Origin of the sequence: Arthrobacter terricola, from assembly GCF_004354015.1 — a bacterium.
Lineage (GTDB): Bacteria > Actinomycetota > Actinomycetes > Actinomycetales > Micrococcaceae > Arthrobacter > Arthrobacter terricola.
The window spans coordinates 15,285-38,784 of the sequence record NZ_SMRU01000018.1 but is presented as its reverse complement, the minus strand read 5'-3'; the positions used below and the strand labels follow the sequence as shown (position 1 = coordinate 38,784).

Here is a 23,500-nt window from a genome sequence, read left to right as displayed (position 1 = left end):
CGTTGTAGGGCCAGTCCGGGTATTCGTCCTGGACGTAGACCGAGTTCCACCGCCTCGGCGTCCGCCCGGGTAATGACGTCCGCTTGTAGCCTCAAACGTGAGGGGTTTCTCGAATACTCCGAACGGCTCGGGGTACGGTGAAACTGTGCGCAAGGTGTCCTTGAGCATTATCTCAAGGGCATGGAACCAACCTTCGGGAAGAGGAACCATGAGCGAATCGATCACCAGCGAGGGGATTTTTGCAGCGGACGCCCTCCACGGCAACGACGTCCGGGAAGAGGTCACAGCGTCCGATTCTGCTGCCGAGGCGGAAATCAGCTATGACGAACAGTTCTATCCTGCACGACCCAAGGCCCTAAGGCCCGTCGCCCGGCGTCGCCAGTACCTTGGCACCCGGCCGTCCTTCGAGTTCGACGGGCGCAACGCGGCGTACGTGGACTGGCTGCGCAACCAGGCGATGCTCGGCGACGCCACCAGCCTTGCCCGGCAGCTCTCGGGCCAAGCCAGCATGTGGCAAAACTCGTACGCACACCCAAACCCGCGCGCCGCCGTCGAACGGGCCGCGGTCTGGTTCACTGCCTATCCCCTGTCCTTCATCACCCGCCCCGGCCAGTCCTTCCTCGGCGCCCTGGGCGACGAAACCATGTGGGAGGCGTTCCGGGAGATCGGCATCCGCGCCATCCACACCGGCCCCGTCAAACTGGCGGGTGGCATCAGCGGATGGATGCAGACCCCCAGTGTCGACGGCCATTTCGACAGAATCAGCATGGCCATCGACCCGGTATTCGGCGATGAAGACGAGTTCCGCCGCATGTGCCAGGTCGCCACGGACCACGGCGGAACGATCATCGATGACATTGTTCCCGGCCACACCGGCAAGGGCGCAGACTTCCGCCTGGCCGAAATGAACTACCGGGATTATCCAGGGATCTACCACATGGTCGACATCCCCGAAGAGGACTGGCACCTCTTGCCGGACGTCCCGGACGGCACGGACTCCGTAAACCTGAGCCCCGACGCCGAACAGGCACTGCAGAAAGCCGGCTACATCATTGGCCGGCTGCAGCGGGTCATCTTCTACGAGCCCGGAGTCAAGGAAACCAACTGGAGCGCCACACGGGCCATCGTGGACACCACGGGAAAGGCCCGCCGCTGGGTCTATCTTCACTATTTCAAGGCCGGCCAACCATCGATCAACTGGCTGGATCCCACCTTCGCCGGCATGCGACTCGTGGTCGGTGACGCCCTGCACTCACTGCTGGACCTCGGCACTGGAGCCCTTCGGCTCGACGCCAACGGTTTCCTCGGCGTAGAGAAAAGCGCTGAAGAGCAGCCCGGTTGGTCTGAAGGCCACCCACTGTCCGAGGCTGCCAACCAGCTCATCGGGTCCATGATCCGCAAGGTGGGTGGGTTCTCCTTCCAGGAACTGAACCTTACGATCGACGACATCAAAGCGACCTCGGAGTCCGGCCCCGACCTCTCCTACGACTTCATTACCCGCCCCGCATACCACTTCGCACTGACGACAGCGGATACCGAATTCCTGCGGCTCACACTCCGCCTCTCGCAGGAGATCGGCGTAGATCAAGCCTCTCTCGTCCACGCCCTGCAGAACCACGACGAACTCACCTACGAACTGATGCACTTTGCCGCAGGGCACCGGGACGACGCGTTTGAACTCAACGGCCAGAACATGACCGGCTCCCAACTCGCCGAACACGTTCAACAGACCATGCGCGAACGGCTCACCGGGGAAAACGCCCCCTACAACTCCGCGTTCACAACGAACGGCATCGCGTGCACGACCGTGAGCTTCATCATGGCCGCATTGGGGATCCAGGACCCAGAAGCAACGACTCCGGAGCAGGAAGCACAGATCCTGGACGCCCACATTCTGCTGGCCATGTACAACGCGCTGCAGCCTGGCGTTTTCGCACTGTCCGGCTGGGACCTGACCGGCGCCACGGTGCTGGACCGCGGCAGCGTCGCAGAACTCATAGCCCAAGGCGACACTCGCTGGATCAACCGCGGCGCCCACGACATCATGGGCACAAGTCCCGACGCGAAGACCTCCTCTGCCGGGATGCCCCGCGCCCGAAGCCTGTACGGGCCCCTCCCCGAGCAACTCAACAACGAAAATTCCTTTGCCCGCCGGATACAGCGCATCCTGGCCGTGCGGGAAGAGAACGGCATCGCCACCGGAACCCTCCTTGATGTGCCCGACGTTTCCCACCGTGGACTCCTCGTCATGGTCAACAGGCTGCCCGGCGGGAAGCTGGAGATCACCGTGCTGAACTTCTCCGGCCAAGACATCTCCGGCAGCATCCGATCCACACACCTTCCACCGGGCGCCGCCGTGCACGACCTGTTCAGCGGCGAAACAGTCGGCCAAGTCGATGACCTGCACAGCTTTTTCCTTGACTTGTCCGCCTATCAGGGCACGGCACTGCTACTGGAGGTAAAAGACACAGGCGATCAGGGCCGCCACTAGGAGGCCCGTCCGCGCGCAGCCCCCTCACGTCGATGACTATTTCGGGGGCGGGCAGGAACATGGCGATCGCGAGCTTGGACTCGAGGAAGCCTGGTTCGTCCCAGCGCCAGGAGCGTACGGGCGGGGCACGATCAGACACCTGCCTTTAGCGACGGGGCAGATGCCGCGGACGACGATGAAAGGGCGGTGAGGGTGCTGCGGTTGTTCGCCGAGGTCTCGATCGCGGCAAGGACGCGCTGGATCTCTAGACCGTCCTCGAACGAGGGCACCGGCGCGGTTCCGTCCTGGATGGCGGTGAGGAAGTCGCGGATCTGGTGGGTGAAGGTGTGTTCCCATCCGATGATATGGCCCTGAGGCCACCACACGTCCATATAGGGGTGTTCGGGTTCGTTGACAAGGATCCGGCGGAAACCCTGCTCCCGGACAGGGGCACTGGCATCCATGAAGTTCAACTCATTCAGGTTTTCCAGATCAAACAAGAGGGTTCCCTTGGAGCCATAGACCTCAATCTGGAGCCGGTTCTTCTGCCCCATTGCCATACGGGAGGCTTCCACGGAAGCCCCGATCCCGCCGGTCAATCCCAAAGTCGCCCACGCCGCATCATCGACCGTGACCTCCTCCAGACCGGCCGGCCCCGGACGCTCCGATACAAAGGTCCGCAACGTCCCGGTGACTTCCGTGACCGACTCGCCGGTGAGGTACTGGATCTGGTCGATCGCGTGGGAGGCGATGTCGCCCAGGGCGCCGGAGCCGGCAGTTTCCTTGCGCAGCCGCCAGGTCATCGGGGATTCGGCGTCCGAAAGCCAGTCCTGCATGTACGCGGCGCGCACGTGCCGGATCGTCCCGAGGCGGCCTTCGGCGATGAGCTCGCGGGCCAACGCAAGGGCCGGGACGCGGCGGTAGTTGAAGCCGATCATGGACTGGATGCCGCGCGCGCGGGCTTTGACTGCCGCAGCGGTCATAAGTTCGGCTTCGGCCACGGTGTTGGCCAGGGGTTTTTCGACCAGGACGTGTTTGCCCGCTTCGAGGGCCGCGATGGCGATTTCGGCGTGCATCCAGCCCGGCGCGCAGATGTCCACGATATGGATGTCATCGCGGGCGATCACGGCGCGCCAGTCCGTGGCGTACTCCGCCCACCCGTACCTGGCGGCGGCTTCGGCCACTTGCTCCGGGTCCCGGCCCACGAGCACTTTCTGCTCGAAGGCCGGGACGTCGAAGAAGCTGGCCACGTTCCGCCACGCGTTCGAGTGGGCTTTGCCCATGAACGCGTAACCGATCGCGGCAACACCCAGGGGACCTTGCCTCGAAGCGGGGCTCTGGTCAGTCTTGGCGGGGGTGCTCATGATGTATTTCCTCGCTGCTTCTAGAGAGTAGCTATCTGGGGTGTCCAGCCCTCAGGGTCTGTCTCCGAGGCGGGTGGATTGCTTGTGATGTCCAGAAAGAATTCGGATTCCACGTGCTTGGCGGTTGAGACCATCGCGTACAGCACGTGGGAGGGGATGCCTCCCCGTCGGATTGATCACACGCTATCCCCGGAAACCACTCGGCCTCAGTGTTTTTCGAAGTACTCGCGGGCAGGGTTTGATACCCCTGGGGCTTCGCGGAACTGTTCTGGCTGTGCCACCCAGCCCACGCCGTTGGCGATGACCTTCTGGATCTGCGGCTGATGGTACACCGGGTATTCCTGGTCGCCGGGGCTGAAGTAGAAGATCCGGCCTTTGCCGCGCGAGAAGGTCACGCCAGAGCGGAACACCTCGCCGCCTTCGAAGGCGCTGATGAAGATGAGGTCATCGGGCTCCGGGATGTCGAACAGTTCGCCGTACATCTCCTGCTTGGGGATGACGATGGGGCTTTCGACCCCGGCGGCGATCGGATGAGAGGGCTTGACCGTCCACACCAGTTCGCGTTCGCCGTCGTTGCGCCACTTCAAGGAGCAGGTAGTGCCAAGGAGACGGGTGAAGACCTTAGCGAAGTGCCCGGAGTGCAGCACCACCAGACCCATACCGCCCAGCACATGCCGCTGCACCCGATCCACGACGTCCTCGCTGACCTCGCCGTGGGCGATGTGGCCCCACCACAACAGCACGTCCGTGCGGGCGAGCACCTCCTCGGACAGGCCGTGTCCGGAGTCGGCGAGGGTCGCCGTCGTGATGTCCGCGTCCGGATAGTAGGACCGCAGTCCGCTGGCGATGGCCCCGTGCATGCCTTCCGGATACATTTCGGCCATGGTGACGGGATCGTTGTTGGCCTCGTGGACGCCTTCGTTCCAGACGACGATGTTCAGCTTCCGGTCGGACATCAGAGAAGTACCTCCCGGCCCTCGAGGGCTGACCGGTAGCAGGCGTCGATGACCAATGCACGGTTCAGGGCAAGCGAGCCGTCGTGCCGGGCCCATTCCGCTTCACCGCCGCGCACCGCGGCCACGAAGTCCTCCACCACCTGCTGGTGCATGCCGTTGCTGCCGATCACCGGAACGTAGTCGGCGTTGTCCACGCCGTTGTCCTTGAACACGTGGAGCTGGTTCTTCTCCAGCCCCCCGTTGCCGGTCACCTTGAGTTCGGCGCCGCCGTCGGTGCCGTAGACGAGGAAGCTGATTTCGTCCTCCGGGTTCCGGTAGCTGGCCCAACCTGCCTCGATCACCAGCGTGGCGCCGCCATCGAGGCGCAGGAACGCGGAGGAGAAGTCCTCCACTTCGAACTTATTGGAGGTAGAAGACGCCTTGTATCCCACCATGCCGCCCAGGCCGCGCGGGCCCAGCTCGGCGTGCGTGCTGGCCGAAACCGCCAGCACCTTGGGCTCGCCGAGCAGGTGAAGGGCGTAATCGAGCACGTGCACGCCGATGTCGGCTAGCGGGCCGCCGCCGGCCAGTTCCGGGTTGGTGAACCAGCTGCCGAGCGTGGGGATGCCCCGGCGGCGCAGCCACGCGGCCTTGGCGTAGTACGGACGTCCGAGTTCGCCTTGGTCGATCACGGACTTAAGAGCCTGGATGTCGCCGCGGCGGCGGTGGTTGAAGGCCACCTCCAGCACGCGGCCGGCCTTGCGGGCCGCATCGACCATGGCCTGGCCTTCGACGCCGTTCCGCGCGATTGGCTTCTCACTCAGGACGTGGATGCCCTTCTCCAGCGCAGCGATCGCGATCGGTGCGTGCAGGAAGGTGGGAACCGCGACACTGATGGCGTCCAGACCGTCCAGCTCGATCATGTCTTCCCAGTGTGCGAAGGTATGCGGGATGCCGTACTGCTCCTTCATCGCAGCCATTAGCTCTTCCTCCATACCCGCAGCGGCCACGATCTCGACGCCGCTGATCCTGCTGTAGGCCTCAAGATGCTGCTGACCGGCCCAACCGATGCCGACGACGCCTACTTTCAGGCTCACGGACCTAGCGTTCTTAGTGCTCACGGCTTCCTGTTCTTTCATCTTGACTCTCATTGGTCGTTACGGTGATCCGGTCTGGCCGTCAGCCGCTGCCGGCTTTCGGCGATCAAGCTTCGTCTACGCACTTGATTTAGAATCTAAATTTAGATCCTAATTCATTAGAAGTCATCACGTACAGTCGTACTTATGCCGTACTTTGGCAGGGCTGCGATCACATCGAGGAAAGCCACTGGGTCACCGGGCTCTGATCCCAGCGTTTCAGCAGCCGTGTCGACGAACGCTCTCATAGTCGGCCTATTGCGAGAGACCGTGACCGCAGCAACCAGAACCGGAAATCGCGTTGCAGCCTTCAGCTGGGACTGCTCGGCAGCGGCTAGGGACCGCCCACGAGATTGCACGTGTAGGTGGTCCTGTCTGTCTTGATCACGATCCAAGTCGCGGTGCCGTTTCCCGGTGCGATCGCGTAGATATCAGCTCCGCCGGCTGTTTTGCTCTGCACGGTCAAGCCGTCGAAAGAACGGGTGAATGGTACCGGGTTCGGCCCGCATTGGTAATCACGACTGGCGAACGGGACCTTGGAGGGAACCGCCTTGGGCCAAAGCAGCCAATCAGAGGTTAGCTGATGCACGTTCCAGAGCTGAACCCCTACTGAAATGAGAACGACAACAAGCAAGGCGCCCAGCACTCCACCAGCAATCCGATTCCTCCGCCTCCCCATGCCGCAACTATCGCACGGCTGCATCCGCCAGGCTCAGCCGCCGGCCTCCGAAGACAAGCAAAGTGCCGAAGCCTCCGGCAGGCGCCGTTAAGTTCCGTCATCGAAGGACGAGGGGCTCCAACAGGATGTCCTCAAAGCAGCCGCCATCGTCGCTCAACTGGATCCCCAATCGGAAGGCACCCCAACAGCTGCGCGTGCAGGTCCGATCGATGTTCATCACCTGACTGTCAATACAATCCCACGCCGCTTTGACCGACATGGACCACTCGCCCTACCTGGCTTGATACGAATTCACTGCCCGTTCCAGGACTGGAGCATAAAGAGGCCAAGATTCGGCGGGGGCCGCCGCTATCAGGACGCTGCCGCCCCGGCTTCCCACCACAAAGCAGGCGATCTCACGGTAGCGGTTGTTGCCGATGTGAGTCACATAGCTGTCGTCCACGCACGAACCCGTCCCTCCGCGGAAAGCCATTCCGGTACGGGCACTGAACTTGGTCGGCGATGAGGAGTTCTCATCCGTCAGGTGGTCGAGCCGGAAGGTGTTCCAGTTGTCCAGCGACTCATCGCCCTGCTGCGGGGTGGCATTGAGGTATATCCGCAGTTCGCCAGTGGAGGATATGACGGTTGCGGATACGCTCCCGGGGTCGTTTTCCGCTGCCCTGGCATCGGGTGGGATTGAAAGGACTCCGTTGCCGTCTGCAAGATCCATGGTTTTCCACCCCGTCGGTGCCGGGGACGCGCTGAACCACGCAAAAGGGATATCCGTGGACCGGGAAGTCGGCGGCGGGGTCCGGGCAGCGGAACTGCACCCGGCGATTGCCATGATCCCGGCCGCAGACATCACAAACAGCCGCGCGGATAGCGTTGACCTCAGCCGAACCCAGGCGTTACCTGTTACCATCGCCGTCCTCCGGTCCACCGTTATCGTCACCGTCATGGTCGCCGCCATTGGGGTGCCGCGGGGGCGGCGGAACCATACGGGGCGGGGCGGGCGCCGGGACCCGCACCATGGGCGGGGGCGCCTGCACGGGGGGTACCTGTACCGGGGGCGGAACAACGGCTGGCGGGACTGTGGCCGATGGGACTGCCGGCGGTGCGACCGGCGTCGACGGCGTGGGCGGAGTCCCGGTGGTGACGTTAGGCGAAGGTGACACTGGGATTGGAGCGCGTGTGGTGCTCACCGGGGACGTGGGGGGCGCCGGAGCGGCGGGCTGTCCGCCGAAGCAGGCTCCGAGCAATAAGGTGGTGCCCAGCGCTGCCACGGCAAGCGCGGGGCGAGGAATTTTCACTGTAACCATCCTCAAGAAAGGGCACACGCGGAGTGCGGGCTTGCAACTAAGGACGATTGCGGCATGCTCCTGGTTCAATCCAATCCCGGGCTGGCGAAGCCGACGTCGTCGAGGTACGTCGGGGTCCTCGGCGGAGCGCGGTGGTGCCCGAAGGGCAACGTTGGATGTCCCGGTCGCCGGTAGGGCCATAGTCCGTGCCGGGCTGCTGGCACGAAGGCTTCGTTGCTCTTCCGGCACCCCGACACGAATGGTTGCCGCAGGGACTTCACGCAGCTGGGCAACGGCATAGTCCCTCAGGGAACATGCAAATTTTGGGGGTGCGCGTGGACGCGTCTTTGAGATTGTCAGCGTGGCTGGCGTGGGTGGAGATGCTTTGAAATCGCCGCGGCGGATTCACTCAGGTCAATGTCGCCGGCGGCCACCCCACCACGAGGCCGAAGCCTTCCTCGGTCGTGAAGTCGTGGCGGTATCCATTGATCCACAACAGCAAGACCATCAACGTCCAGGCGGTGCGCTTGTTGCCGTCGATAAGCGGACGGAATCGTGCCACCGATTCAAGGAGGGCAGCCGCCTTCACCGCCAGACCGGAGTAGGCTTCCTCCCCCATGACTGTGACGGGTTGCATTCCAAGCCGGACGCATCCTCGGAAACCAGACGGCTGACGTCCCCCGGGCAAAGCACTCAGCAAATGCCTCTTGAGTGCTCCCCCTCGCACGGCACACGGAAAGACCAACGAGCGACAACCACCCTTCACGCCGGCAGAGCACGGGTGCTGGGACCGCCTGCGCCGCAGATCGCATTGGCCCGCGAAGTTTCTTTGGCCGTGACCCATCCACCTCCTTGCCTGGGCCGAATAGCGAGTAAGGCACCGGACACGGCTGGGGTTGTGACGAACCTGCGAAAGCAGGCACCTGGATCCGGTCCGGCGCAGCACCCGACTATTTCAAGGAGAACTCAGATGCGGACCATCAAGCGCACTACCCTCACTGTTACGGGCATCGCAGCCGCCGCGCTGCTCAGCCTGACCGCCTGCGGCGGATCGGCGACGACCGCTAATTCCTCTGCTCCGGCTGCTTCCAGCCCAGCACCGACCATGTCAGCGAGCAGCTCAGCCAGCGCGTCAGCCGGCAGCATGGACCCGGCGGCGAATCTGGTCGGTCCCGGGTGCGCCGCTTATGCCCAGCAGGTCCCCACCGGCGCAGGCTCGGTGGCAGGCATGGCCTTGGACCCGGTGGCTGTCGCAGCATCCAACAACCCTCTCCTGACCACGCTCACTTCGGCTGTGTCGGGCAAGCTCAACCCGAAGGTCAACCTGGTCGACACCCTCAACGGCGGTGAATTCACCGTCTTCGCACCGGTTGATGACGCCTTCAAGAAAGTGGACCCGGCCACCCTTGCGAGTCTTAAGACCGACGACGCGCTGCTGAGCAAGATCCTGACCTACCACGTGGTCCCCGGCCAGATCACTCCGGACAAGATCGCCGGCACCCACACCACCGTGGAAGGCGGCTCCGTCACGGTCACCGGCAGTGGAGACAACCTCAAGGTCGACAACGCCAACGTCATCTGCGGCGGGGTCAAGACCAAGAACGCCACCGTCTACCTGGTCGACTCGGTCCTTATGCCCAAGTAATCGGCCGGGCTAAGCCCGTCACCACCGGAAAGACACTGGCTGGTCCCGCGAAATATCGACCAAGTCAGGACCAACAAAAGCCTCTGGGCCTGAGCACGGTACCGCACCGCTCTCAGGCCTCGGGGCTTTTAAGGATTTTGTCGCAAATGCGCCGTTTTGAATTGCACAGGCGGTGGCATTGGCTCCTCGTTCTGTCCCGCAGCCAGGAGCAGGCTGTTCCACGCATCAGGTCCCGGTCGGACAGGTCACTGTGTTTTCGTCGCCCGGCCCGTCAATCCCCACAGCCTGTGGCTCCGAATCACCGGCATGACAAAACTTCGAGGCCGGTCCACAGGACCCGACGGTTTGGCCGCATTGGCAGGCGTGGTGTCAGCCGCCGTCGTGCTTTCCGTTGCGGAACTGATCGGCGCATTCTTCACTTCCAGGGCGACCCCGCTGTTCGCGCTGGGGTCCACGTTCATCGACTTCACGCCGCCCTGGATGAAGGACTTTGCGGTCACCACGTTCGGCACGAACGACAAGGCTGCACTGTTTGCGGGCATGGGACTGACCATCGCCGTGCTGGCCTGCGTGCTGGGCGTGGTGGCTTACCGGAACTGGGCCCTGGGTGTGCTGGGAGTGTTGTTCATGGGAGCCGTGATTGTGGCCTGCGTCGTGACCCGTGCCGGGGTGGGATCCGCCGATGCCATCCCTTCAGTGCTGGGAACCCTCGCCGGCCTCGTGGTCCTGCGCCGCCTCGTGGTGCTGTTGTGGAGACTGAAGGCGCGGCCGGAAGCTCCCGCAGGCACCGACGCCGACCCCAACAACCAAGGCCAGAGCGTCGGCACCAGCCGCCGTCGTTTTTTCGCTGCTGCCGGGATCACTGCAGTAGCTGCCGCGGTCACCGCAGCGGGCGGGCGGCTGCTCAGTGCCGCGCGCAGCAATGTCAGCCAGGCGCGTCAGGCACTGCGCCTGCCGTCGCCGGCGAAGGCCGCAGCCCCGGTGCCGCCCGGAGTCCAATCGTCCGTGCCGGGCGTCACGCCGTGGCTGACGCCCAACAACGCGTTTTACCGGATCGACACCGCCCTGAGCGTGCCGGAAATCAACGTCAATGACTGGAAGCTGCGCGTCCACGGGATGGTGGAACAGGAAGTAACCCTCACCTTCGAGGACCTGCTTGACGCCGGCCTGATCGAATCGCACATTACCCTTACCTGTGTGTCCAACCCGGTCGGCGGTGACCTTGTCGGAAACGCCACATGGCTTGGCCTGCCCCTCCGCGACGTCCTTGCCCGGGCCAAGCCCACAGGTGGGGCAGACATGGTGCTCTCCACCTCCGTCGACGGCTTCAGCGCCTCCACTCCCCTGGAGGTCCTGCAGGACGGCCGTGACGCGATGCTGGCCATCGGTATGAACGGGGAGCCGCTCCCGCTCGAGCACGGCTACCCCGTGCGGATGGTGGTCCCGGGCCTCTACGGGTTTGTCTCGGCCACCAAGTGGGTGGTGGACCTGGAAGTAACCCGCTTCGCCGACAATAAAGCGTACTGGACCACCCGTGGGTGGTCCGAGCACGGCCCCATCAAAACCATGGCCCGCGTGGAAGTGCCCAAGTCCTTCGCGAAAGTGCCCGCCGGGAAAGTCGCCGTCGGCGGGACAGCATGGGCCCAGACGCGGGGCATCAGCAAAGTGGAAATCCAGATCGACAACGGCCCGTGGGCCGAAGCCACCCTTTCCGCCGAAGCCTCCACCCTCACCTGGCGGCAGTGGTCCTACGAATGGGACGCCACCCCCGGCCCGCACTACATCAAGGTCCGGGCCACTGACGGCACCGGGCAACTCCAGACCGAACAGCGCGCCGATCCGGTGCCCGACGGAGCCTCCGGGTGGCAGTCGGTGATGGTCACCGTGCAGTAACGGCCACGGTCCAGTAATTGCCAGCGGAACCCCATGGAACCTTCCCCCACCGAAGCAGCGCAATCCGTGCACCATCGCCGACATCGACGCCCCGGGCCGCACACCGATCGTCACTGCCGACGACCGTCAGACAGCGTTGCCGGGCCTGAGCATCAAGGAGGCAGCCGATGTCGCCCGTTCACTGGGCATGGTCAGTGTCATCAACCTCGACGGCGGATCCACCAAGATGGCCCAAAAACAAAACCGGCGCTGGCTCTCACGAGATCCCAGCGCCGGTTTCAGCGGATCAGGTTGCTAGTTTTTCCCGAGGAAGATCGGATTGGTGAGGGCGGCCATCGGGCCCAGGAGAAGTGTTGTGCCCATGTTGGTGCCGTTGCTGGGGGATCCGTCGGGCATCGGGTGGCGGACCTCGACGCGCACGTACGCCGAGAGCTGCGCGGTCGTGACCCAGGCGTGGGTGCCCTGGCCGGAGGCCGGAAGCGTGACTTGCTGGGTCTGGCCTTCATCGGTGATGACCCGCAGGACGCCGTTCGGGACGCCCGCGACGTCGACCTTCACCGTGACGGGCACGTCCGGGGCGACGTCCAGCCGGTCCCCGACACCGGCTTTCCGTCCGCCGGCGGCAACGGTGAGGTCGAGCGAAATGTCAGCGGATTCGGCGATCCAGCTGCGTCCGTTGCGGATACCTTCCAGCAGGGCGTCCCGGGACAGTGCTGCCGCGTTGACCACGTTGTGCGGCAAGCCGATGACCTGCGGCGCGCTGTGCGCGTCGCTGTTGCCCATGGCCGGAACCCAACGGCCGCCGGTGCGGACGGAATGGGCGAGCATGGAGTCCCAGGTGTTGATCGCGTACTCGTCGTCGGCGGTCCACGGTCCGGTCCACACTTCGACGGCGTCGGCGTCGTCGTAGCCGAACTTCCAGCGGCACGCGACGTACGGGCAGTAAGGATGGGCCGGCACGACGAGCCCTCCGGAGGCGTGGATGTGCTGTGCTTCCTGTTCGAAGCCCTTGTCGCGGGCCCGGTAGCGCCAGTCGATCCAGTCCCCCGGTTCGATCCCCAACGCGAGGTAGTGGCCGTTGCGGGTGGTGACTTCTTCGCCCGTGAGGATGAGCAGGTCATCCCCCGCCAACGGGCCCCACACCCCGTGGGAGGCAGGGGTGTTGTGATCGGTGCTGATCATGAAATCCAGCTTCGCCGCTCGTGCGCCGGCCGCTACCTCGGCCGGGGTGCGCTTGCCGTCGGAGTAGACGGTGTGCAGGTGCGCGTCGCCCCGGTACCAGCCCGCTCCCCGGCCATTGACCTGCGTCGGCGGGTATTGCGGACGGAAGGCCGCACCGTCCGGCCCGTAGTCGAGGGTCACGTTCACGGTGTAGTCCATGCCTTGCTCGGCGACCTGATAGGGGCCCAAGGCGATGTTCCAGGTGCCTTTGCCGACCGGACCCGGGAGGTATCCCGGGGTGGCCTCGGCGGCGCTGATGAAGAACTCGGTCCGGAAGCCGCCGGACCAGCCGCGGAAGCCCTTGCCGGCAAGGTCGGTGCCCTTTTCGTCAAAGACACCGATATCGCAGGAGTTGGACAGCAGCCCCGAAGCAACCTGGGGCTTGCTGTAGGTGTAGGAGACGCTGATCTTATTGACCCCGGCGGGAACCTGGACCGGCAGGTACACGAAGTCCGCAGCACCGGGATCCAAATGCCCGGTGATGGTCTGGGTCTGGCTCGTGCCCGTGTCCGCGGCCGCGAAGGACATCGGCGACAGGGTCACTGCCGCACCGGTCAGCGCGGCGGCCAGGAAACCACGGCGGGAAGGAGACAGGGAAACACTTTCGGCCTCGTGGGCCTTACATGGTGAAGTCACCGATAGAGTCTCACGATGCGGACTTAACCCGGGGCGGCAGGGCAATGAACGGAGCCTGAACCGAAATGATTAATTGAGAGCCGCCTAGCAATTAAGGTCAACGGCGCCGTTCCCTGCGCTCATCACGCCACGGCAGCGGCACTTTCGGAACATTCCGGCGTTTCCACTTGCGCTCGTCGCAGACGTTCCGCCAGACTGTCCTTGGATCCACGAGACAATCATTTCTCCGGTCCCGCCCGCCTGATATTCACGGCCGGCCACCGCCCCATCATCGAATGCCGGGCACACTCACGAACTCCAAGTATTTCCGCCTCCCTTGCCCAGCCGTGCGCGGAGCGACCACCTTTGACTTTCCCGACGCGGCCCGAGCCTCGAAAGTGAGAACACCATGATCAAGCACCTCCCCGACCTCGTTCTGGAGATCACCGCCCGCGAACCTGGCATCATCGAAACCGAACTGAACACCGCCGTCGAGACCGTCCTCCAGCAGGCCCTGCGGGAACGCTCGTGCGGCATCCTGGTCACCCAGCACGGATATGACCGCTACACCGTTGCCCTCAGCCCCGATGTCCCCTACGGCGAGACCCGCGAACGCCGAAAATGGGATACCCCTGCCAACACCCCGAACCATGCCGATACCCCGCAGGTCGAGGCCTCGGCACGCCAACCCATACAGCGCGCCGCATAGGCCACCGGGTGGGCACTGCCGCGAAACCGGCAGCGTCCCCAGGTTGCGATACGAGCTGATCGATCAGATTCATGATGGTGAATAACCTATGGTGGGCTCTTGTCGATGACCCCCGTGTAAGCGCCGGGTCGGAAGTTCGGGCTGGAACAGTACCTCAATGACCGGTCACGGACCTTCGTCGACGCCTTCAAAGCCTTGAAGTGAGGATGGAAGGACGTGCCCACCAGCTGCGTGCCTCATTTCCGTCCGGTGTCACGGCCCGGTCCTTCGCCGGACGCCCAGATGTCGGGCCTAGAGTTTGTGCGCCCAGTGCTCAAGTTGGGCGGCGATCTGGGGTTCGGTGGCGAGGTTTTCGTAGCCGGAGTCGCCGAGCCGGACGATGACGGTGTCTGTGGCGGGGTCGGCGATCATGACTTCGCCGTGGTAACCGAGGGCGGCGTAGGCGGGTTGGTCGGTGTCGTGGAGGATCCAGAGTCCGTTGCCGTACCCCATCGGTACGCTGCCGTACCCGGGCGGAGCGCCCGGGCCGAGCGAGACGACCGGGGTGCTGAGCGCAGCAGCGCTGCGGCGGGTGAAGTCGCTTGCCGGGCTGTCGAGGAGAAGCTGTCCGATCCGGGCGATGTCGCTGGCGGAGGCGACGAAGCCGCTCTCCTGCCACGGGAAGCCGTACGCGTCGACGAGCCAGTGCGCCGGGGTCTGCGCGCCGAGGTCCGACCACAGGGCAGCTGTGGCAGGACCACTCATGAGGTGTCCGGTGGCGCGTTGGTAGGCGATGCCGAGCAGGTTGGGTGCCCAGTCGTTGTAGGTGAACGGGCCCGGCATTGACTCGATCTGCGGGTACTTCAGTGTCGCCGCTTCCAGATCGCTGGCGTAGTAGACGCGGGGGGCGCCCTGGTCGAACCACGGAAACGACGCTGACACTTGGAACTCGATCCCGGACCGCATGTCCACCAACTCGCCGAGCGTGATGTGCGTGAAGCGCGGATCGCGCCGGGCGAGTTCCGGAATCCATTTCGTGATCGGGTCGTTCCAGGACATCATCCCGGCCTCGATGGCGCGGGAGACGATCAGGGCGGTGACGGTCTTGGCCGGCTATTCAAGTGGATCTGGTATGAAGGGCCAATGACCCCGTACAAGTCCGAGCCGCCTTTGGGTGGTTCGCGTGCCCATATCAAGTCAATGTTCCCGTCGCTGGTTCGAAGCGAACAGCGGGTGGCACAGTTGTGCCTTGATTCGCCGGAGACCGTGGCGAGAATGTCGGTCGCGGATCTGGTCGCACGGACCGGGACTTCGCCAGCGACGATTGTGCGGGCCTGCAAGAACATGGGTTTTGACGGGTTCCAGCACTTGCGCCAGGTCCTGCTGCGCGACCTTGGGGCGGCGGCCCGGGACGGCCTCCATGACGGGGAGATGGGGGCGACGGGTGAGCCCGGGTCCTCCGAGCATCTGGTGACCGGGATTTTCTCCCGGGCGGCACACGATATCCGCGGGTCTTTGGGGTCCCTGGACTTCGCGGCGTTCGATGCCGCCGTGAAGGCGATCCGGACCGGGGGGCGCCTGGTGGTGGTCGCCAATGGGGCGTCCTTGTTTCCCGCGCAGTCCCTGGCGCTGCGCTTCCTCGCCTCGGGGGTGGGGTGCGAGGCGCCGTCGGACATCGTGTCGCAGCACATCACCGCGAAACTCCTCTCGGAGCGGGATGTCTGCATCGCGATCAGTGACAGCGGCATGAACTCTTTCACGATCGGTTCGGCGCGGATCGCAGCCGAACGCAAGGCCACGGTGATCGGGGTGACCAGTTACGCCAAATCCGAGCTCGCGGACCTGGCGACCCATACCCTGGTCGCCGGGGCGGAATTCCATTCCTGGAACGACCAACTCCCGATCGGCAACATCGTCCAGATGCTCGTGCTGACCGCCCTGCATGCGGCCGTGACAGCCGATTCCCTCGACGTCGAACGGGCCCGCTCGGCCGTTTTCGAAGAAGTCCTGCACATGGTGGAAAACCCGGAATAACTGCCTCAGACCGGGGATGGCTTCAACTGTTTCCAGTCCACCCACGGGGAGTTCACGCGCCGCCCACCGCCTGTTCATCATCGGCCACGACCCTTCAAGGGTAAGACGTTTCCTAAATGATCAGAGTTAGGAAAAATCGTTTCCCCCGGAGGTGCTCGTGGGCCGACTTGTGCTCAACCAGCTGTCGCGTTCGTTCAAGAACGTGCCAGTGGTAAAGAACGTATCGCTCACCGTTGAAGACGGTGATTTCCTGGTCCTGCTCGGCCCCAGCGGCTGCGGCAAGACCACCCTGCTGCGCATGATCGCGGGTCTGCTGGAACCCACGTCGGGCTCGCTGGAACTGGACGGGGTGGACATCACCACCGCTCCGTCCAAGAAACGCGACCTGGCCATGGTCTTCCAGAGCTACGCCTTGTACCCGCACCTGAGCGTCGCGAAGAACCTGGCCTTCCCGCTGAAGGTGCGCCGCGCCGCCAAGCAGGACATCACAAAACGCGTCGAAACTGTGGCTGGAATGGTCGAGATCGGCCACCTGTTGGAGCGCAAACCCAAGGAATTGTCCGGTGGCCAGCGCCAGCGTGTCGCCGTGGCCCGTGCCCTGGTGCGCGAGCCGAAGGCCTTCCTGATGGACGAGCCTCTGTCCAACCTCGATGCCAAGCTCCGCACGGCGACCCGGCAGGAACTGGCTGCCCTGCACCAACGCCTCGGCGCAACGTTCATCTATGTCACGCACGACCAAGTCGAGGCCATGACCATGGCCACCAAGATCGCGCTGCTCAACGGCGGCCAGCTCGAGCAACTCGGCACTCCCGAAGAGCTCTACGACACGCCCGCGTCCGTGTTCGCTGCGGGGTTCCTTGGCTCACCGGCCACCAACCTGATCGACGCGGAGCTTTCCACCAGCGGCGGCTCCATCACGGTCATGGCCCCGTCAGTCGAGGCAGTGCTATGGACCGGCGAAACACCCCGGCGCGACGTCGTGCTTGGGATCCGACCCGAGCACCTGAACCTTCACGCAGCCGGGTCGTCCGCGGCCGCGCCCAGTGCCGGAGCGGCCCTCCGGGGCACCGTTGAGCTCTCCGAGAACCTCGGCAGCGAACAGGTGATCTACTGCCGCATCGGGGAAAAACGCGTCGCCGTGCGCGCCCCGCGGAACCAACGCTGGGAGACGGGAACCGCCGTCGTACTCAGCGCCGACACACCCCACCTGCACCTCTTCGACCGCGCAAGCGGCCGGCGCCTCGAGTGGCAGCCCGACGCGACACCGGCGCACACAACCGCCCCGGCACAGCCCGCAGCGGCCCTCTAGCTCCTCCCCCGGTTCCGGACCCCACCCGAAACCGGGCTCCCCCAGCCCAGTCACCATTCCACCCCTGAACCCAAGGAAAAACGTGCGCCCTCTCCGTTCACTTGCACTGACCCTCGCGGCCGGCATGGCCGCCGTGGCACTCGCCGGGTGCTCCGGCACCTCCCAGGCCAGCACCGTGGCCAAACAGATCCCCGAACTGTCCCCGGACCAACAAGTCAACATCACGTTCGAAAGCTACAACCTGGCCCAGGCCGGTGTCTGGACGGACACCGTCAAGGGCCTCGTGGCCGACTTTGAAAAGGCCCATCCGAACATCCACGTCACCTCACAGGCACCGCAAGGAGGCGGCGCCGTCGGGTCCAACACCGTCAGCAGCGTCCAGACCCAGCTGCTCGCCGGCCACGCCCCCGACGTCGCCCAACTGACCTTCGATTCCCTCGACTTCGCCGCCACCCAGCTCGGCGCCCAGCCCATCAGCGACCTCGTCGGCCAAAAAGCCGTGGACGACGCCCTCGGCGGAGCCCACCCGTTCCACCCCAACGCCAAGCACCTGACCGACTGGAACGGCAAGACCTACGGCATCCCCTACGTCTTCTCCACCCCCGTCCTGTTCTACAACGCCACCAAACTCGCCGAAGCCGGAGTGACCAACCCCGACTTGTCCACCTGGGACAAAGTCGAAGCCGCGGCGAAGGCCGTGTCCGCGAAAACCGGAAAACCTTCCCTGGACATCTCCTGCACCAGCATCGGCGGGAACTGGTGCATGCAGGGCATGTTCAAGTCCAACGGCGCCCAAGTCCTCTCCGATGACCGCAAAACCATCGGTTTCGGCTCCGACGCCGCCGTCGACACCGTCACGAAACTCGCGCAGCTGACCAAGGACGGGGTGCTGCGCAACGCCGACTCCAGCGCCCAGTCCGAAGGACTGGCAAAGGGCGACACCGCGTTCATCCTCACCACCTCGGCGCTGCAGGGATCGTTCATGGCCGCCGCGACCAAGGGAGGCTGGGACCTCAAAGCCGCCGGAATGCCCTCCTTCGGCGACAAGCCTGCCGTGCCCACCAACTCGGGCTCGGCCCTGTTCGTCCTGTCCCAGGACCCCGCGAAACAACGCGCCGGATGGGAACTGATCAAGTTCATGACCAGCGACCACGCCTACGAACAGATCTCCACCAAGATCGGCTACCTGCCGCTGCGCACCTCCCTGACCGCGCCCGGCGGCTCCCTGCACGACTGGGCCCAGAAGAACCCCCTCCTGGCCCCTAACCTCGCCCAACTGGACCGCCTCCAGCCCTGGGTTTCCTACCCCGGCAACAGCTACGTGCAGATCGACGACATCCTCGGCAAGGCCGTCGAGAACGTCGTCTACTACGGCAAAGACCCCAAAACCACCATGGCCGACGCCCAGAAGCGCGCCCAGGACCTGATCCCCTAACACCCTGACCCATCCGGAAGGACCCGACCCCGTGACAAGCACCGCCGAAGACGCCGTCTTCGGAACCCGCAACCGCCCCTACCCGATCGAGGGCACCTACAACTTCCGCAGCACAGCCGGCCATTCCCCGACCGCCGCCGGGACCCCCGCCCGGGCCCTCCGCGACGGCAAGCTCTACCGTTCGGACGCGCTCCACGCACTCACCGACGCCGGACGCCGCCAGGTCTCCGAACTCCGCATCCGCCTGGTCATCGACCTGCGCGACCACACGGAACTGGCGAGCTCGCCCAGCAGGCTCTACGGACTCGGCATCACCACCCACCACCATCCGGTCTTCGAGCAAGGCAACGTCCCCGGCGCCGCGGCTATCACTACCCTGCCGGAGATCTACCGCCTCATGATCACCCGCCACGCCCGGCGCCTCGCCGACGCCGTCCGCCTCATCGCCGACTCCGGAACCGACCCCGTCCTGGTCCACTGCACCGCAGGCAAAGACCGCACCGGCCTCGTCGTCGCCCTCGCCCTCCTCGGCGCAGGAATCGACCGCGACCACGTAATCCTGGACTACACCGCCAGCGAAGAAAACCTCGCCGGCGAATGGGCCGAAACCATGATTACCGCCATGGCCGGACACCCCGGCCTCGGCACCGGTGAGGAACTGCGCCAAATCATCACCGCGAGCCCGGCCACCGTCCTGGCGACCACCCTGGACCTCGTGGACGAACTGTACGGCGGCGCCGCCGGACTGCTGAAGGCCCACGGCTTCAGCGACGCCGATCTCGCGCGGCTCACCGACGTCCTGACCACCACCCGCTAACTCCCTCAACTGTCAAGGAGACACCCATGAACACCGAAGCCCAGCACCCCGCCCCCGAACACTTCATCCTGCACATCAGCGACACCCATTTTGTCGCCGACAACGACCTCCTCCACGGCAGCGTGGACAGCGACGAAAACCTCCGCCAGCTCTTCCACGACTTCGCCAAAGCCCAGGTCAAGCCCGAAGCCATAGTGTTCACCGGAGACCTCGCCGACACCGGACGCCCGGACGCCTACGTCCGCCTGCGCAACATGGTCGAACCCGTGGCAGAAGAACTCGGAGCCAAGATCATCTGGGTCATGGGCAACCACGACGAGCGCGCAGCCTTCCGCACCGGCCTGCTCGACTCCGACGCCGGCCAGGAATCCGTGGACATCGTCCACGACATCAACGGCCTGCGCATCATCGCCCTGGATTCCACCGTCCCAGGCAAGCACCACGGTGAAATCACCGACGAGCAACTCACTTGGCTTCAAGACATCCTGGCCACTCCGGCACCGCACGGCACGCTCATCGCCCTGCACCACCCGCCCGTCCCCAGCCCGCTTCCCATCATGGCGAAGTTCGAACTGCGCGAACAGAGCCGTTTCGAAAAGATCATCGAGGGTACGGATGTCCGCGGCATCCTGGCCGGCCACCTGCACTACTCCACGTTCAGCACCTTCGCCGGCGCACCCGTGACGGTCGCCTCCGCCACGTGCTACACCCAAGACCTGAACGTTCCGGAAAACTCGATGCGCGGACAAGACGGCGCCCAGGCATTCAACCTGATCCACCTCTACCAGGACCGGATGCTCAGCTCCGTCGTCCCAATCGGTGAATTCTCCACCGTCTACACCGTCACCGCGGAGCAAATGGCAGCGTTCGAGAAGATGAGCCTCGAAGAGGCCACCGCCGCGATGACCGCCCCCGGTGAAGAGTCCGACGGCGAAGCCTCCACCGGCGTCGAACTCACCGGAAGCGTCCGCTAACCCGGGCGGCATCGGAAGGAAACCACACAGCATGTTCATCGAAACGGCCGGGCCGGCAGCAGGGATCACCCCTGCCGGCCCGGCCGGGCGCCCGGAACCGCAACGAAAGCCCCGGCGCGCCCTGAGCCCTTACCTCTACATCCTGCCCGCCGTCATCCTGCTGCTCGTCTGGACCTACTGGCCGTTGGGGCAGACCGTGAACCTGTCCTTCAACGACTGGAACCTGATCCCCACCCGGCCCAAACAGTACGTCGACGTACAAAAATACGCGAAGGTCCTCAGCCGGCCCGAACTACACCAGGCACTGGTTAACACCGGCCTGTACATCCTCGCGTTTCTGGGCATCTCCGTTGCCCTGCCGCTCGTGTTCGCCCTGCTCTCCCGCAAGGTCCAAGGCAAAGCCCGCACTGCCTACCAGGCACTGATCTTCGTTCCCTTCCTCATCACTCCCGTGGCCAGCAGCGCGATCTGGCGCTGGCTTTTCGCCCCCGACGGCGGAACCATCCCGGCCATCGCCGCCGCCCTCGGCGCCCCGATGGGCAACGTGTTCCGCGACCCGGGTGGATCCATGACCGCCGTGATCGTCATCGTCGGCTGGCAAATGCTCGGTTTCGGCGTCCTCGTCGTGTCCGCCGGCCTGGCCGGCATCAGCCCCGACTACGCCGCCGCCGCATCGATCGACGGCGCCAGCGGAACCCAGATCACCTGGCGGATCATCATCCCCCTGCTCTCTCCGAGCCTGGTGTTCCTCTCCCTCATGACCATCCTGCTCTCAGCACAGTGGACCTACCCGATCATCGACCTTGTCACCCAAGGCGGGCCGGGGAATTCCTCCACCAACATCTACTACCTGCTCTACCAGTTCGGCTTCAGGAATTTCGACGCCGGCCTGTCCTCCGCAGCCGGCACCCTGTTCTTCCTCGGCTTCGGACTCATCGCCCTGGTCTTCGTGGAACTCTCGGAACGACTCAGCTTCTACGACAACTAGAAAGAACCACCATGGCCTTCATCACCATCGCCCCACCATCCCAACCCGTCACCCCGGACACTCCCAGGGCCCCGGAACCGTCAGGCGTCTCCGGACAGCCCGGCCTCGCCGGTCCGCCGCTTCGTGCGGGGATGACGACGGCGGACCCCACCAACGCCGGGCGCCCGCGGACCGGACCCGCTTGGACTCTTAAGCTTCGCACCGTCCCCAGCCACGTCCTGCTGATCGCCCTGGCGGTCGCTTCGATTTTCCCGGTCTACTGGATGTTCGTCACAGCCTTCCGGCCCTCCTCGGGCGCTCTTTCCGTCAACCCGCTGCCCGGCCCTCTGAGCCTGGAAAACTTCCAGTATGTCCTCACCACCATCCCCATCGCCGGGATGCTCGCGAACACCTTCGGAATGTCCCTGACCCTGGCAGCGTCCCAACTGCTCGTGGCCATCCTGGCCTCCTACGGCTTCGCCCGCTGGGACTTCGCCGGGAAAAAGGCGCTCTACCTGCTGTTCGTCGGCTCGTGGCTCGTCCCGTTCCAAGTCACCATGATTCCCAACTACCTGCTCATCTCCCAGCTGGGACTGCTCAACACGATCACCGGGGTCGTGCTTCCCCAACTGTGCTCCGCGTTCGCCGTCATGATGCTGCGCCAACACCTCGAGGCCTTCCCCCAGGACCTCCTGGACGCGGCCCAGATGGACGGACGTTCCTCCTGGAGGAGCCTCTGGGAAGTCGTGGTGCCCAATCTGCGCCCTGCCCTGGCCGCCCTGGGCATCATGCTGTTCATCAGCGCCTGGAACGAATACCTGTGGCCCTCCCTGATCATGCAGAAATCCGACGCCCTCATCCAGGTCGGCATCCGCGCGTTCCTCGGCGCCGAAGGAAACAACTGGGGCGCCATCATGGCAGCATCATCCTTGGCATGCCTGCCGATCTTCCTGATCTACATCTTCCTGCAACGCTACGTCGTGGACGCCTTCATCCGATCCGGACTTAAATAGGGCGCCAACCTCCGGGCCCCCTCGCCGGGAACCGCCGCCCGGGACCTTGCCCGACGCGGCCGCAGCAACAACCCCGGGCCTCAAAACGCAGACCCTGACATGAATCTTGCGCGGGCTCTGGACACTGTGGCTGGGTGTGGTTTCATTCTGGTGGGAGGGCTCCCGGGGCGGGGTCCGGAATCAAGGGGGTGGCCATGAACCTCTGGGGAACTTTCCGGCGGATCATCACACGGCCGAACACCTCCAGGACTGCGGAGTCCGGTCGTCGCGAATCTCCCGGACGGCTCCGGGCCGTCGTCGAGCCCGCAGTGGCTGGACTCGTCGGCGCCGTCGTGGCCGAACTCAGGGCCCAAGGCCGGACACCGCTGCCGGTCACGGACCCGGCCGGGCGGCACTGGGCCCCGGCCTACGTGCTGGGCACACTTCACGTCCCGGCCCGCCATGACGGGCACGCCGTGGCCGAACTTGTCATCGACGGTTCCGGACGGATGGTGCTGGACCACCCGGTCGTGGTCACCGGATCCAGGACGCATCCGTTGCCCGTCAACTGCCCCAGCCTGGCCGACGCGTACGAGCACCTCATCACCCGGATCACCCCGGGCCACGACCCGGCCCACGGTCCGGTGTTCCTGACCACCGGGGGCACCCTCATGATCGACGCCCCGGTTTCAGGGAGCATCCCCCTGGCCGACTACCTCAACGCCCTCATCCAACCACCCGTCCTCTTCCCGGACGACGCACCCTTCCCGGGTCCGGACACCGATAGCGAGGTGTCCGGATCTGCCCGCCCCGACGGCGGGGACGGGGCCGGTGTACATTCGGGGGCGTGACCGACCCGCCCGCCACGATGGACGTCCCGTACAACTCGCGTCCGCGAAGAACTTCGCCGCACTCATGCGCGATCATCGGCGTCGCCGATCGATATTCTGCCGCTGGGGATGCTGCCCTTCCACGGAACACTTCCCGCCTTTCCGGTGAGGGCGGTTCGGCTTGGGCCAAAAGATGCACGGTCGCTTGGGACTCGGCCC

Annotated in this window: 20 protein-coding genes and 1 pseudogene; 13 read left to right on the top strand and 8 right to left on the bottom strand. The window is 64.8% G+C overall.

The genetic code is table 11. The features are described from left to right. Positions 1-208: 208 nt before the first annotated feature. Positions 209-2,491 (top strand): maltose alpha-D-glucosyltransferase, encoded by a 2,283-nt coding sequence (gene treS, locus E1809_RS15480; RefSeq protein ID WP_133205136.1) that lies wholly within the window; start codon positions 209-211, stop codon positions 2,489-2,491. 131 nt (positions 2,492-2,622) lie between these two features. On the opposite strand, the gene E1809_RS15475 is transcribed toward treS, so the two are convergent. The 6 genes from E1809_RS15475 to E1809_RS15455 form a co-directional block, all read right to left on the bottom strand. Next, positions 2,623-3,834, bottom strand: coding sequence for a Gfo/Idh/MocA family protein (locus E1809_RS15475; RefSeq protein ID WP_133205135.1), 1,212 nt, complete (start codon positions 3,832-3,834; stop codon positions 2,623-2,625). A gap of 206 nt (positions 3,835-4,040) precedes the next feature. Continuing rightward, the gene (locus E1809_RS15470; RefSeq protein ID WP_133205134.1) at positions 4,041-4,790 is read right to left on the bottom strand and encodes a ThuA domain-containing protein; all 750 of its coding nucleotides are present in this window, start codon (positions 4,788-4,790) and stop codon (positions 4,041-4,043) included. After that, positions 4,790-5,908, bottom strand: coding sequence for a Gfo/Idh/MocA family protein (locus E1809_RS15465; RefSeq protein WP_133205133.1), 1,119 nt, complete (start codon positions 5,906-5,908; stop codon positions 4,790-4,792). Before E1809_RS15465 ends, E1809_RS15470 begins: the two co-directional genes overlap by 1 nt. A 331-nt stretch (positions 5,909-6,239) precedes the next feature. Then, positions 6,240-6,365 (bottom strand): hypothetical protein, encoded by a 126-nt coding sequence (locus E1809_RS27750; protein WP_268908703.1) that lies wholly within the window; start codon positions 6,363-6,365, stop codon positions 6,240-6,242. A gap of 490 nt (positions 6,366-6,855) precedes the next feature. Beyond that, positions 6,856-7,293, bottom strand: coding sequence for a hypothetical protein (locus E1809_RS15460; RefSeq protein WP_133205132.1), 438 nt, complete (start codon positions 7,291-7,293; stop codon positions 6,856-6,858). 977 nt (positions 7,294-8,270) lie between these two features. Next, positions 8,271-8,498: a type II toxin-antitoxin system death-on-curing family toxin gene (locus E1809_RS15455; RefSeq protein ID WP_235835625.1), complete on the bottom strand. Its 228-nt coding sequence runs from the start codon at positions 8,496-8,498 to the stop codon at positions 8,271-8,273. 333 nt (positions 8,499-8,831) lie between these two features. Between E1809_RS15455 and E1809_RS15450 the strand changes: the two genes are divergently transcribed. From E1809_RS15450 to E1809_RS15440, 3 genes are all read left to right on the top strand, one after another. Then, a complete protein-coding gene (locus E1809_RS15450) occupies positions 8,832-9,506 on the top strand; it encodes a fasciclin domain-containing protein (RefSeq protein WP_133205131.1) in 675 nt (224 codons plus the stop codon). Between the two features lie 306 nt (positions 9,507-9,812). Next, positions 9,813-11,399 carry a molybdopterin-dependent oxidoreductase gene (locus tag E1809_RS15445; RefSeq protein WP_133205130.1) on the top strand — a complete coding sequence of 529 codons (1,587 nt, stop codon included), beginning with the start codon at positions 9,813-9,815 and terminating at the stop codon, positions 11,397-11,399. Between the two features lie 16 nt (positions 11,400-11,415). Continuing rightward, positions 11,416-11,697, top strand: coding sequence for a phosphodiester glycosidase family protein (locus tag E1809_RS15440; RefSeq protein ID WP_133205203.1), 282 nt, complete (start codon positions 11,416-11,418; stop codon positions 11,695-11,697). Here E1809_RS15440 and E1809_RS15435 read toward each other — a convergent pair. Then, complete coding sequence (locus tag E1809_RS15435; protein ID WP_205754206.1) at positions 11,694-13,256, bottom strand: CehA/McbA family metallohydrolase; 1,563 nt, start codon at positions 13,254-13,256, stop codon at positions 11,694-11,696. The two genes, E1809_RS15440 and E1809_RS15435, sit on opposite strands and share 4 nt — an antisense overlap. Positions 13,257-13,644: 388 nt before the next feature. On the opposite strand from E1809_RS15435, the gene E1809_RS15430 reads away from it, so the two are divergent. Next, positions 13,645-13,944: a hypothetical protein gene (locus E1809_RS15430; protein WP_133205129.1), complete on the top strand. Its 300-nt coding sequence runs from the start codon at positions 13,645-13,647 to the stop codon at positions 13,942-13,944. A 291-nt stretch (positions 13,945-14,235) separates the two neighbouring features. On the opposite strand, the pseudogene E1809_RS15425 reads toward E1809_RS15430, so the two are convergent. Beyond that, positions 14,236-15,018 (bottom strand): annotated as a pseudogene (locus E1809_RS15425) (serine hydrolase domain-containing protein); the annotation flags it as partial. Between the two features lie 48 nt (positions 15,019-15,066). Here E1809_RS15425 and E1809_RS15420 point away from each other — a divergent pair. The 8 genes from E1809_RS15420 (at position 15,067) to E1809_RS15385 (ending at position 23,302) form a co-directional block, all read left to right on the top strand. Next, positions 15,067-15,957 carry a MurR/RpiR family transcriptional regulator gene (locus tag E1809_RS15420; protein ID WP_133205127.1) on the top strand — a complete coding sequence of 297 codons (891 nt, stop codon included), beginning with the start codon at positions 15,067-15,069 and terminating at the stop codon, positions 15,955-15,957. Between the two features lie 208 nt (positions 15,958-16,165). Further along, complete coding sequence (locus tag E1809_RS15415) at positions 16,166-17,266, top strand: ABC transporter ATP-binding protein (RefSeq protein WP_235835624.1); 1,101 nt, start codon at positions 16,166-16,168, stop codon at positions 17,264-17,266. Positions 17,267-17,348: 82 nt separating this feature from the next. Further along, positions 17,349-18,701, top strand: coding sequence for an ABC transporter substrate-binding protein (locus tag E1809_RS15410; RefSeq protein WP_205754205.1), 1,353 nt, complete (start codon positions 17,349-17,351; stop codon positions 18,699-18,701). A 31-nt stretch (positions 18,702-18,732) separates the two neighbouring features. After that, positions 18,733-19,518, top strand: coding sequence for a tyrosine-protein phosphatase (locus E1809_RS15405; protein ID WP_165962335.1), 786 nt, complete (start codon positions 18,733-18,735; stop codon positions 19,516-19,518). A 26-nt stretch (positions 19,519-19,544) separates the two neighbouring features. Further along, a complete protein-coding gene (locus E1809_RS15400) occupies positions 19,545-20,492 on the top strand; it encodes a phosphodiesterase (RefSeq protein ID WP_133205124.1) in 948 nt (315 codons plus the stop codon). A 31-nt stretch (positions 20,493-20,523) separates the two neighbouring features. Further along, on the top strand, positions 20,524-21,480 hold the full coding sequence (locus E1809_RS15395) for a carbohydrate ABC transporter permease (RefSeq protein WP_133205123.1): 957 nt from the start codon (positions 20,524-20,526) through the stop codon (positions 21,478-21,480). Positions 21,481-21,491: 11 nt separating this feature from the next. Continuing rightward, positions 21,492-22,472: a carbohydrate ABC transporter permease gene (locus tag E1809_RS15390; RefSeq protein ID WP_235835623.1), complete on the top strand. Its 981-nt coding sequence runs from the start codon at positions 21,492-21,494 to the stop codon at positions 22,470-22,472. Positions 22,473-22,666: 194 nt separating this feature from the next. Then, positions 22,667-23,302, top strand: coding sequence for a hypothetical protein (locus E1809_RS15385; protein WP_133205122.1), 636 nt, complete (start codon positions 22,667-22,669; stop codon positions 23,300-23,302). The last annotated feature ends 198 nt before the right edge of the window (positions 23,303-23,500 follow it).